Source organism: Pirellulaceae bacterium, from assembly GCA_029243025.1.
Taxonomy (GTDB): domain Bacteria; phylum Planctomycetota; class Planctomycetia; order Pirellulales; family Pirellulaceae.
The window spans coordinates 141,577-153,649 of record JAQWSU010000051.1 but is presented as its reverse complement, the minus strand read 5'-3'; the positions used below and the strand labels follow the sequence as shown (position 1 = coordinate 153,649).

The 12,073-nt window shown below is 52.9% G+C and carries 9 protein-coding genes; 8 read left to right on the top strand and 1 reads right to left on the bottom strand.

From position 1 onward, the window contains the following. The first annotated feature begins 439 nt into the window (after window positions 1-439). The 8 genes from P8N76_25350 to P8N76_25315 all read left to right on the top strand — a co-directional run bounded on the left by P8N76_25350 (window position 440) and on the right by P8N76_25315 (window position 10,437). On the top strand, window positions 440-2,590 hold the full coding sequence (locus tag P8N76_25350; GenBank protein MDG2385023.1) for a PSD1 and planctomycete cytochrome C domain-containing protein: 2,151 nt from the start codon (window positions 440-442) through the stop codon (window positions 2,588-2,590). A gap of 3 nt (window positions 2,591-2,593) precedes the next feature. Further along, window positions 2,594-4,045 carry a DUF1501 domain-containing protein gene (locus tag P8N76_25345; protein MDG2385022.1) on the top strand — a complete coding sequence of 484 codons (1,452 nt, stop codon included), beginning with the start codon at window positions 2,594-2,596 and terminating at the stop codon, window positions 4,043-4,045. A 207-nt stretch (window positions 4,046-4,252) separates the two neighbouring features. After that, entirely contained in the window at window positions 4,253-5,032 is a 780-nt protein-coding gene (locus P8N76_25340) for a DUF1295 domain-containing protein (protein MDG2385021.1), read from the top strand. A 97-nt stretch (window positions 5,033-5,129) separates the two neighbouring features. Beyond that, window positions 5,130-6,227, top strand: a complete 1,098-nt coding sequence (thiO, locus tag P8N76_25335; protein MDG2385020.1) for a glycine oxidase ThiO — start codon at window positions 5,130-5,132, stop codon at window positions 6,225-6,227. A 131-nt stretch (window positions 6,228-6,358) separates the two neighbouring features. Beyond that, window positions 6,359-7,606, top strand: a complete 1,248-nt coding sequence (locus P8N76_25330; protein ID MDG2385019.1) for an NAD(P)-binding domain-containing protein — start codon at window positions 6,359-6,361, stop codon at window positions 7,604-7,606. Continuing rightward, on the top strand, window positions 7,603-8,511 hold the full coding sequence (locus P8N76_25325; protein ID MDG2385018.1) for a radical SAM protein: 909 nt from the start codon (window positions 7,603-7,605) through the stop codon (window positions 8,509-8,511). The genes P8N76_25330 and P8N76_25325 overlap by 4 nt, the downstream gene beginning before the upstream one ends. Window positions 8,512-8,534: 23 nt before the next feature. Beyond that, on the top strand, window positions 8,535-9,320 hold the full coding sequence (locus P8N76_25320) for a metallophosphoesterase family protein (protein MDG2385017.1): 786 nt from the start codon (window positions 8,535-8,537) through the stop codon (window positions 9,318-9,320). Window positions 9,321-9,471: 151 nt separating this feature from the next. Continuing rightward, the gene (locus P8N76_25315) at window positions 9,472-10,437 is read left to right on the top strand and encodes a hypothetical protein (GenBank protein MDG2385016.1); all 966 of its coding nucleotides are present in this window, start codon (window positions 9,472-9,474) and stop codon (window positions 10,435-10,437) included. Window positions 10,438-10,447: 10 nt separating this feature from the next. Here the strand turns inward: P8N76_25315 and P8N76_25310 are convergent, their stop codons facing one another. Beyond that, entirely contained in the window at window positions 10,448-12,022 is a 1,575-nt protein-coding gene (locus P8N76_25310; GenBank protein MDG2385015.1) for a glycosyltransferase family 39 protein, read from the bottom strand. Window positions 12,023-12,073 lie beyond the last annotated feature (51 nt).

Genomic DNA, 12,073 nt, shown 5'->3' with positions numbered 1-12,073 from the left:
CCTCCTCACTGCACCTCCTCACTGCACCTCCTCACTGCACCTCCTCACTGCACCTCCTCACTGCACCTCCTCACTGCACCTCCTCACTGCACCTCCTCACTGCACCTCCTCACTGCACGCGCGCACACTGCTTGACTCGCTCCAGTGTCGTGACCCATTCTGTTGATGGCAACAACAGATGGCTGCTCCCCCTGTTCCCCACGACCAACAATTCTTACACGATCCATGCAGCTCTTTTGACCGTCACTCCAAATCCCAAAAGCAGGCCCTCTAAACGGGAACTTCAACAGGAGGATGCCAGCAAAAACGTTACGGCGCAAGAAGTTGGATAACGGCTCCATTTCAGCTACACTGATAGCAACCCGAGGAGACCTTATTCGGTTTTACCCTTTGCCCCACCCACCCATCGACTCCTACCTCCGACTACCTTGGATTGACCATGCTCCGCTTCGTCATGACGGCATTGTTGTTCTGCTACCAGTTTGCTCTTCCGACGTTGGTAATCGGCGACGAATTTTCCAGTGAGGCAATTGACTTTTTTGAGCGAAAGATTCGTCCAGCACTCATTGAACATTGTTACGACTGCCATTCGGCAGTTGCCGACGAGTTACACGCGAATCTATTGCTCGACTCGCGAGAATCTTTATTACGCGGTGGCGAATCAGGACCAGCCGTGGTACCAGGTGATCCGGCGGCAAGTTTACTTTGGCGGGCCATTCGCTATGACGATCTGGAAATGCCCCCCAACGGCAAGTTACCGGCCGCCATGATTGCCGATTTCGAGCACTGGATTAAGTCGGGCGCAGCCGACCCGCGCAAAAACGATTCGGCAGCTCCGGTGCGATCCGAAATCGACTGGGACCAAGCACGCGACTTCTGGGCATTCCAAAAACCCAAACGATCCCCCCTACCCTCCGTCGATAATTCGAGCTGGCCTCGTCGCAAGCACGATTTTTTTGTGGTCCGACAACTTGAGACGATTGGCCTGACTCCCAATCCGCCAGCTGCCATGCGAGTCTTACTACGGCGTTTGAGTTTTGACCTGACTGGTCTTCCGCCCACCCAAGATTGGCTGGAACAATTCAGTGTCCCTGAGTCTGATCAGCAACTGCATCGAGCCTTGGACCAATTGTTGGCATCTCCTCGATTTGGCGAACGCTGGGGACGTGTCTGGCTCGACCTTGCGAGGTTTGCCGAAGACCAAGCTCACATCGTCGGCAACAACAAGTCATTGTTCTACCCGAATGCTCATCTCTATCGGGATTGGCTGATTCAAGCACTGAATGAAGACGTACCCTACGACGACTTCGTGAAGCTTCAACTGGCTGCCGATTTGATCGAAACAGCGAACCCAGCCGACCTTGTCGCGTTGGGCTTCATTGGCCTGGGGCCGAAATATTACGATCGTAAGCGACTTCAGGTCAAAGCCGAAGAGTGGGAGGACCGTGTCGATACAGTATCTCGAGGCTTGTTGGGCCTTACGGTTGCCTGTGCTCGTTGCCATGATCACAAATTCGACCCCATTCAATCAGAGGACTATTACGCGTTGGCCGGCGTGTTCGCCAGTACGGAGATGTTCAATCATGCTCTGGAACTGAAAGCGTCTCCCGAAAATGCCCCGAAAAAGAAAAAAGGCACTGGCAACTCAATGCACATCGTGCGTGAAGGTCAACCGACGAACCTGCATGTATTTCTTCGCGGTGACGTCAACAACAAAGGCCCGATGGTACCGCGTGGTTATTTGCAGATCCTCAGTGCTGAGAACCGACACGAATTCACAAGCGGTAGCGGCCGAATCGAATTGGCAAACGTGATTGCAAGTAAGGACAATCCCTTAACGGCAAGAGTTCTGGTAAACCGAATTTGGGGTCAATTGATTGGACGTCCTCTCGTCGACACTCCCAGCAACTTCGGCCAACTGGGCGACCGCCCCTCTCACCCAACATTGCTCGATGATCTTTCTGTGCGATTTATGGAAAACGATTGGTCACTCAAGTGGCTTATCCGGGAAATTGTCAGTTCCTCGACCTATCGGCAATCGAGCCTTTCGTCACAAGCCAAATTCTCGAAAGATCCTACTAATCAATGGCTGAGTCGCATGAATCGGCGTCGATTGGAAATCGAAGCTTGGCGAGACAGTCTCTTGTCCGCATCACAAATGTTGGGATCGCAAATCGGTGGCCCATCGATCGCCCCCCAAGATCCGGACATTTCGCGGCGCACCATATATGCCCGCGTCAGCCGCTTCCAACTGGACCCGCTGTTGGCTTTATTCGATTTCCCGGACGCCAACGTTCACTCAGCAGCACGATTAGAAACAACGACTCCGATCCAAAAACTATTTGTCATGAACCACCCGTTCGTCTTGCGACATTCAGAACGGATCGCCGCACGAATCACCAATTCATCGAGCGACCCGAAGGAACGTGTCGGTGCAATTTATCTCCAACTTTTTAGCCGCCTTCCTAATGCCGAAGAACGAGAACTTGCTCGGCAATTTCTTGAGCATACCCACTCGGATTCCCAGCAGGCTTGGATTCAATATACGCAAGCTCTGATCGCCTCGAATGAAATGCTGTTTTTGGATTGAATTATGCCTGTCAACTTACGCCACCCAGAGTTGCAACAAACGGCTCACGTCGATCACGGATTCTCGCGCCGTGAATTACTATCCCGTTCGGCAGCCGGCTTTGGCATGTTGGGCTTGGCTAGCGCTTTGCCAGCCAGCGATCTGCCAGCCGTAGCCCAGACGGGACAAGTTACAGCAGCGACACCGATCGTGCATTTTCCGCCGAAAGCAAAACGCGTCATCTTTCTGTTTATGAATGGCGCACCATCGCACGTGGACACGTTTGATCCAAAGCCCGCACTCGCTCAGTACGAGGGCGAAAAACCCCAAGGCGATCTCTTTAAAGCTGCAAAAGCGGGTTACATGCCATCCCCCTTTCGATTTCGTCAATACGGAAAAAACGGCGTCAACATCAGCGAACTTCTGCCCCACTTGGCGAAGTGCGCCGACGATTTGTGCGTGTTAAGAGGTATGCATACCGACATCCCCAATCACGAACCGGGCCTGCTCATGATGAGCTCTGGGCATCAACAGCCCGTGCGCCCATCGCTTGGATCCTGGGCTTCCTACGGACTGGGGACCGAGAATCAAAATCTGCCATCGTTTGTCGTTCTGTGCCCAGGTCGACCGGTGGTTGGTCCACAACTTTGGTCGAACGGATTTCTGCCGGGACAGCATCAAGGAACCTCCGTTGACACAAATCATCTGGAGGTCGACAAACTGATTGCGAATCTTCGTCATCCAGAAATGTTGCCAATACAACAACGACGCCAACTTGACCTGATCGCGGCAATCAATCGAATCCACCAACGCGAACGAGAAAACGACAAGCGACTGGAGGCACAAATACGATCGATGGAAATGGCATTCCGCATGCAAACCGAGGCCGCTGAAGCCTTCGACGTGACCAAGGAAACCGCGCAGGTCCGAGTTCAATACGGCAAAACACCATTCGGAAGAAGCTGCCTGCTGGCCAGACGGTTGATCGAACGTGGCGTCCGATTCGTACAGGTTTACTATGTGGATCGAAAAAACAAGCAACCCTGGGATACGCATCAAAACAATAACGACAGGCATCAAAAACTCTGTGCCGACAGCGACCAAGCTTCCGCTGCACTGATCCAAGACCTCAAACAGCGTGGTCTCCTAGACGACACTTTAGTCATCTGGGGAGGAGAATTTGGACGCACGCCCTACGCACAACCGAGTGACAAATCAAAGGTGGGTCGAGATCATCACCACACAGGATTCTCCATGTTCCTAGCTGGCGGAGGCGTCAAGTCGGGATTCACCTATGGTGCCACCGACGAATTTGGAATGCATGCAATTGAAGATCGCATGCATGTCCATGATCTTCACGCCACGATTCTGCATCTGATGGGCATCGATCACAAACAGCTGACCTATCGCTACTCAGGGCGTGATTTCCGGCTTACTGACGTGTACGGCCGCGTGGCACACGAGATTATCGCCTAAGAATCATATCTCCAAGCCGACCGCACCCGGCCCGGAGCGTTCCCGATCTCAATTGCAGACAAAACAGAAGTCAACCTGCCAGCAAATCACCCGCTCGCGTGATCCAATTCGAAGTAGCCGCTCGCCGTCTGCCCGCCGAAGACTACAATCCTCCTACCGTATCAATCCTCGGATACCGATCAAAATTTCTTCTCCGGAGCAGCCGTCGTGATCACAATCGTCTGTATGAATCTGTTCGTCCTGCTGATGCTCTCGGCAACCTTATGGGTCGTCAGCATCATCCGACGTGATTCGAGCATTGTCGACCCCTGCTGGGGGATCGGGTTCGTGATTGTGGCCTGGGTCACCTTCTGGCAATCGTCGGCCAGCGTCGATCGAAGCCAACTCCTACTGCTGCTTGTGTCGCTCTGGGGATTGCGACTTTCGGGCTATCTCACTTGGCGGAATCGCGGTAAGGGAGAGGATTACCGCTACGTGGCCATGAGAGATTACCACGGAGATCGCTTTTGGATCGTCAGTTTGTTGAAGGTGTTCTGGCTGCAAGCCGTCATCTTGTGGTTTGTCTCACTGCCCGTTCAATTCGTGATCGGTCAAGCGGCCGACAAGCCACTGAGTGGGTTGGATTTGACGGGGGTGGGCATTTGGCTACTCGGCATGATTTTCGAGACGGCCGGCGACTTTCAGCTGGCGAGTTTCAAGTCAAAACCAGAGAATTCTGGCAAAGTCATGGATCGAGGACTGTGGCGATTCACCCGACATCCCAATTACTTTGGAGATTTTTGCGTCTGGTGGGGATTTTATTTCGTCGCCTTGTCCGCCGGTGCGGGCTGGACGATCGCCAGCCCGGCCTTCATGAGTTTCTTGCTGCTACGCGTATCGGGAGTTCGCTTGCTCGAGCAGACGATTGCAGATCGTCGTCCGGACTATCGGGAATATATCAAGCGAACCAACGCATTCTTTCCAGGTCCGCGGCGGAGAGAAAGCTGATCGGCACGTCCTTCTGCTCGTGACCGACCGCGGCTAGAATCACCGCGGACAGTATGCTCCGCAACTTCGGATGTGATTTCCTGGACGGCAAGACCCAATGCTTGATTGCCTAATCATTGGTGGAGGGATGATCGGTCTCTCCACAGCGTATGAGCTCGCCCAACTGGGCGTCCGCGTGCGCGTGATTAACTGTCAACGGAGCCAGCGATCCTCATCCTGGGCCGCCGCGGGCGTCTTGCCTCCACCGATTACGCGTGCAAAACACGACGCGATGGAACAATTGCGTCAAACGAGTCACCAGCTTTATCCCGAATGGTGTGACTCACTGCATCGTGAAAGCGGTGTCGACGTGGAATACAATCGCTGCGGTGGTGTATACGTCGCACGTCGTCCAGGCGAACTGGCTGCCTTGCGGGCGGCACTTGACCAATGGCAACAAGATGGCGTCCAACTCGAGCAAGTGGACGCCGACTGGCTGAATGAGCATGAACCGGCACTCAGCAAGGTTCGTTCGGCTTACTGGTTACCCAATGAAGCGGTCGTTCATCCTCCGCGTTTGTTGGAAGCATTGACAATCTGCCTACGACAAAAGGGGGTAACGATTGAAAGCCAGACGAAGTTTAAAAAATGGATTTTAAACGGCGAGCGTGTTACGGGAGTCGAAACGACGGATGGAGCAATTTCGGCCGAACAAATTTGCGTTGCCACGGGCCCTTGGTCACAGGAAACGGTTGCAGGTTTAGGACTGGATCTGCCGGTGGAACCCAGGCGAGGTCAAATGCTGATGTGGCAACTCGAGAAGCCAATCATCCGGGGGGTTGTCAACGAAGGGCCTCGATACTTGCTAACTCGCAAGGACGGTTGTTTGTTGGCAGGCTCAACGGTCGAGGAGGTCGGATTCGATGATTCGAATACAGCAGCGGGCATCACCGATCTGACAAAGTTTGCGGTGGGCCTGCTACCAGCCCTCCTCGGCTCCGATCCGACAAAATTCTGGACTGGCTTACGTCCTTTTTCGCGAGATGGTTTTCCCTATCTTGGTCGTCTTCCTCGCTGGAATAACGTCACGATCGCAACCGGCCATTTCCGCAGCGGCATCCACCTTGCACCAGCCACCGCACAAATCGTGTCACGGTTGATGACAGGTCAATCGATCGACGTCAATCTGGCTCCCTTTTCACCAACTCGAACTTAGACGATCGACTCGAATCGTATGTAGAACGCGGCGTTTTGCACTGCAGTAAGCGATCGCACGGTTGCCTTCAACTCACTGTTCATCCAATAATCCTGTCTTGCACATCATCCCCCGTTGAAAAACGAGCCCGCATGTCAACCGAACACACCACAAAGATTGCTATTCTCGGGGCCGGCCCAATCGGCCTTGAGGCGGCCCTCTACGCCCGTTTCCTTGGCTATCAAGTCACCATCTTTGAGCAGGGAGAGGTCAGCAACAATGTATCGGAGTGGGGTCATGTCAAAATGTTCAGCCCATTCTCGATGAACGCCTCATCCCTAGGAATCGCTGCTCTTACCGCTCAAGACGAGCAATGCGAGCCGCCCGATGGCGATGACCTACTCACCGGTTCGGAATACCGCGAACGATATTTGCTCCCGCTTTCCCGGTCAGATTTACTAAGCGGTCATCTCCAAACTCGGACCAAGGTAATTGCGATTGGCCGAGCAGGATCGCTCAAGCATGAATTCGTCGGCCATCCGTCACGAGGCGACACCAAGTTCTGTCTTCTGACTGAAAACGAACAAGGGGACGAGATTTATCACGAAGCGGATGTCGTGATTGACTCGACCGGCACTTGGAACCAACCTCGCTGGCTGGGGCCTTCTGGCCTCCCAGCCATTGGCGAACGAAGGCTCCATCCCGCCATCGAATACCAGGTCCCCGACCTTCGCTCGGCAGAGGCAAAGTACAGCAATGGTCAAACCCTCGTGGTGGGCAACGGTTACTCGGCAGCAACCACCGTGGTCTCCTTGGTAGGATTGGCAAAGGAGTTTCCCAAGACGAAAATCACCTGGGTGACGCGACGCCCCGACGATTTACCTATCGGCACCATCGAAGACGACCCGTTATCAGAACGTCGCAAGCTCACCGCTGCTGCGAACAAGGCCGCAACTCAATCCTCCCTCGTTACCCACTTAGCTGGCTACTCTGTTTCATCAATTTGCGAGACAAACAACGATCAACTAGAAGTCCAGGTAATTGGAACCGACGAGCAAACGTTGCACGTCGATCGCATCATCGCCAATGTGGGTTTCAAACCGGACATGATGATGCTTTCCGAGCTCCAGTTACATAAGTGTTACGCGACGGACGGGCCGATGAAACTGGCAGCGTTGCTCCTTTCATCGCCAGCACACGACTGCATGAAACAACCGGAAACTCAGTCTGAAAGCTTAATGACCACGGAACCCAATTTTTACCTATTGGGAAGTAAGAGTTACGGGAGAAACTCTCAGTTCCTCATCGCTCTGGGACTAACCCAGATCCAGGAACTGTTCACCGTCATCGCAGGACGCCACGACCTAAACCTTTATTCGAGCATTCAGCCTTCGGCATGACTTCACCCTCAAACATTCCCAAAGTCAGCTTGAGCCACTTGGATCAATTGTGGTTTCAAGTGGCCGGCACTCTTTGCAATTTGACCTGCGAACACTGTTTCATCAGCTGCAGCCCCAAGAACGACTCTTTCGGATTCCTCTCACTCGAACAGGTGAAACAACGGCTGAAAGAATCGGTCGCACTCGGAGTCAAGGAATACTATTTCACCGGCGGAGAACCTTTCTTGAATCGCGAAATGGTAGCTATTCTGGAGGAAACACTCCGCTTTGGCCCGGCCACCGTGTTGACGAACGGAACCGTTTTCAAAACCGATGGACTACAACGCCTGGCTGCCGCAGCTGCCGCGAGCCCCTACTCGTTGGAATTTCGCCTTTCAATCGATGGATTCACCCCATCCACCAATGATCCCATTCGCGGGGCCGGCACATTTGACCGAGCGATGCGAGGCGTTGTGCAATTGGTCGAATTGGGTTTCCTACCAATCATCACTGCAGCCAGAACCTGGCCGGTCGAGAGCGAGACAGAGGTGGTCCAGGGCTTTGTGCAGATCCTACAACAGAGCGGCTACAAACGGCCCCGCATCAAGATTCTGCCGACTCTTCAGATGGGCGCGGAAGAACATCGCACCCACGGATATCGCCAAGATGAAAGAGTGACGCAAGAAATGATGAAGGACTTTGAGGTTTCACAACTGATTTGCGAGCACAGTCGTATCGTGTCCGACCGTGGTGTTCATGTTTGCCCCATCCTACTTGAATCACCGGAAGCACGCTTATCAGATCGACTTTCTGATTCACTGGGCGATTATCCGCTGCAACACGGAGCTTGCTTCACTTGCTACCAATACGGCTCGATTTGTTCCAATTCATCGAGCAGTTTATCGACAACTGCAAAACCTAATTGAGGAATTCACGATCGGAAACCTTCATGCGTATCGCATTCTTCGGTGGCATTTACAATAATTACTTGGCTCTGGAAGCCGCCATCCACGATGTCAAAACTCGCGGGGCAGACGCAATTTTCTGCCTGGGGGACCTTGGTGCATTTGGTCCTTACCCCGATCGTGTTTTCCCCCTCCTGCATGACAACCAAATCCAATGTGTGCAGGGAAACTATGACAACTCCATTGGCAATGAATTAAATGATTGCCAGTGCGGGTACACCGACCCACGCGACAATCACTTTGCCGAGATCAGCTACGCGTATACCCTGGAACATACATCCTCAGAACACCGAAACTTTTTGCGAGACCTCCCCAGCGAGATCCGACTCGATCTGGGGCAACAACGCCTGCTTCTCTGTCACGGCAGCCCGCGGCGAACCAACGAATTCCTTTGGGCATCAACAACCTCCACTCAGTTCTTGAAATTCTTGGCCGATGAGTATCAAGCAGATATAATCCTCGCCACCCATACGGGGTTAAAATGGCACCGCGCACTGGCGGACAATCGGCACTTCATCAACGTGGGAGTGCTTGGTAGGCCCGAAAATGACGGCAACACAAATGTCTGGTACACACTCGTCGAACAGTTGCCTGCGAGCGATGAGTTGAAGGTCGATTTTATTCCTATCGAATACGACTTCCAACGACTGGCCAGAGAAATGGAAAGTGAACGTTTACCGCGGGAATTTATCGCCACCGTGACTTCCGGATGGTGGACCACCTGCCTGGAAGTATTGCCGTCCAAAGAACGCATCTCCGGAAAGTATTGAACGCTTGACCTGGATTCATCAAATCAGGCCCGGTCTGCGGTGCAAAAAAGTCGGCAATCCGACACGACTATGGTAGACTTCATCATCAAATGAGCGGCTGGATTGAATGAAAAGACAGCGGCTTTCACTGAAACGTCAAGGAGTACAGGATATGCGATTTGGCTTGGCAATTTGGATCATCGCGTTCGGTTCGGCGATTGCAGATGACAATCCGTCAAAGAATCCAAATCCGGTAAAAAAGGAACAGACCGACACCGTGGATTCGATTTCCGACACTCGCGAGTCGCTGTCAAATGCAGAGATCGACCAACTCGTCCAACAGCTGAATTCAGATCGTTTTTCCCAACGTCAGGCAGCCACAAAAAAACTTGCAGCAGCTGGCAGCGACCTCATTCCGCAAATTTCCAAGGTCGCACAAAACGGACCAGCCGAATCAGCCGCCCGCGCGATTGAAATTCTGGAAAAACATTTCCAAAACGAGAACACCAAGACCAAAGAGTTAGCTCGACAAGCTTTGCGTAAGATTTCTGACAATGAAAACACCCGATCTTCGCGCCTCGCCAAACGGGCTTTGGGAGAATCCGTTCCCGAAGAATCAGCAGAGACAGAAATCGCAAAACCCGCCCGGAATATTTTCCGAATCAACAACGGGCAGTTCAAATTCAAAATGCGTCTGAATGGTGCCGGAAATGACATTGAACGTGCGACTCGCAAAAACGTGAATGGGGTGAAGGACACGCTCATCAAGACAGGGGGCAAGGAAATCACGATTCACGAAGAGCCGAATGGAAAAATACAGATTTCGGTCACAGAAAAAGGGCCCAAAGGTAAGAAGACAACTGAATACAAAGCTGACAACCTCGAACAACTCAAGCAAAAACACCCGGCCGCCCATCAGCTATACAAAAAATATGGCGAAGAAAAAATTGGCCTTCAAATTCAATTCCAACCCGGCGCGGGCCTGCCGGCGATCCAGCCACAGGGAGACAAAGGCTTCCAACAGGCAATAGAAGCTCTTGAAAAACAGAACGATTTAGATCTACAGCAGCTCGACGAAGAGACAAAGAAATCTCTGCAAGAACAGGTTGAACGACTACGTCAAAAGGCAAAGCCGTAAACGACAGTCCTCACCGGACTGAGACTCGTAGCACGCCCACATGCCCAAACGCCCATCGACGCAGTTGAACATGGATGTCATGTCGTTGCAGCCAATCAACAAGTTGGCGGGCCATTCGTTGCACCGTATCTTCACTTCCGCGGACAACGATCCACGCTCCCTCAGATTCAACAATTTCGGAGCGTTGTTGCTCATTTAGCTGCCAGCTTTCCGTCGAAGGGAGCGGCTCAATCGCCCCCGAACGAGCTTCTAAGCGATAAAGCGAACCAATCGGAAACAGACAGTACGCACGTAATTCAGCCGATGGCGATTCCGTTCGCAACTGGTCGTCCTCGATCAAGCCCGAGCGGACAAAGACGGGCCAGTGATTCTCCGTTTCTTGTTGATTCACAAACGCAATGGCAGCACGCCAATCTTCTTGGGTGTGCCAATGCGGAATGCCATCGATCAAGGCAGGCTGCATGGGAAACAAGACGCCAACGGCGCAAATCGAGACCACGGCCGCATAAATCCAACGGCCCCCTGCCCACTTGGGTAGAAAACTACCCAACAAACCGGCGAAAACCATTGGCAATGTCGCCATGCCCATCAAGTAGCGTCGAAAGAAAAGGCGAAACAAGTCCCAATCGGTCAGCCACCAAGCCAACAAAAGGGGAGTCATGAGGCAGCAACCAGTCAACAGCAAGGAGCGAACGATCAACTGCGTCAGCGACCACCTCTTTCCTCGTAACCACGCGATCCCCAAGAGCACGAGACAGATTGTGCCGGGTATCACAACAAACGCGTCGAATCGAAACAGATAATACAGTTGCCCCAAGCTTTGCTGCGGCACAAATCGCGCCCAGTTGCCGCGCCGAGCGGCGATTTGCAGCAAGTGGGTCCAAGCAGGAATCGTGGCGGCGCCAACCGCAACTAATTCCACAAGTCGAGGCACGATCACCTCACGGACTCGCACCCAATTCAAAAGGTAGGCAATCCCCAAATAAACCAACTCCCCCGCAATCAGCAGTAGACTCGTGTAATGCAGATAGAAAAGGAGCGTTGTCAAACCAATTAAGAGCAATCGATCACGCGGCAATGGCTGGCGCGATGCGGGATCGCTCAAGCGAGCAAAGGTCGCGATTTGCAAAAGAGAAACCCATTGCACAAGTGCGTATGGCCTTGCTTCTTGCGAAAAGTAAATCGAATGCGGATCAATTGCGATCAAAAACGCTACTAACAGTCCCAAGTCATTTGACTGAGACCAACGTTTACCAACGAGGAATCCCGTTGGGATCAGCGCCACACCGGCCAAGAAGGAAATAAGTCGAACCGTTGCTTCGCTTGTCCCCAGCAATTTGGTGGTAATCCAAACGAGCCAAGGATACAGGGGGCTTTGGTTCCCCAACGACGCTCGTGGCACTACCTCGACCAGGTTTCCAGCCGCAGCCCAGGCGGTGTGAAGCTCGTCAATCCAAAGGCTTTCAGACAAAGGCCTTGCACGAAGCCAAATCCCGCCAAGCACGATGACCACCAGCCCCCCCCACTCGACTGCGTTTAATCGTGTGGATCCTTCGACAGTGGAGAATGTGGTCGAGCTCGGCATGGGAAGGCAAATCGCCGGCTGGCGACTGTGAAAATCAGTGCGTTCAAGCAG

Bases quoted from the DNA above. Each gene is read 5' to 3' on its own strand.
- P8N76_25325 (MDG2385018.1), top strand. From the start codon at position 7,603: ATGACTTCACCCTCAAACATTCCCAAAGTCAGCTTGAGCCACTTGGAT.
- P8N76_25350 (MDG2385023.1), top strand. From the start codon at position 440: ATGCTCCGCTTCGTCATGACGGCATTGTTGTTCTGCTACCAGTTTGCT.
- P8N76_25315 (MDG2385016.1), top strand. From the start codon at position 9,472: ATGCGATTTGGCTTGGCAATTTGGATCATCGCGTTCGGTTCGGCGATT.
- P8N76_25330 (MDG2385019.1), top strand. From the start codon at position 6,359: ATGTCAACCGAACACACCACAAAGATTGCTATTCTCGGGGCCGGCCCA.
- P8N76_25345 (MDG2385022.1), top strand. From the start codon at position 2,594: ATGCCTGTCAACTTACGCCACCCAGAGTTGCAACAAACGGCTCACGTC.
- P8N76_25320 (MDG2385017.1), top strand. From the start codon at position 8,535: ATGCGTATCGCATTCTTCGGTGGCATTTACAATAATTACTTGGCTCTG.
- P8N76_25310 (MDG2385015.1), bottom strand. From the start codon at position 12,022: ATGCCGAGCTCGACCACATTCTCCACTGTCGAAGGATCCACACGATTA.
- thiO (MDG2385020.1), top strand. From the start codon at position 5,130: ATGCTTGATTGCCTAATCATTGGTGGAGGGATGATCGGTCTCTCCACA.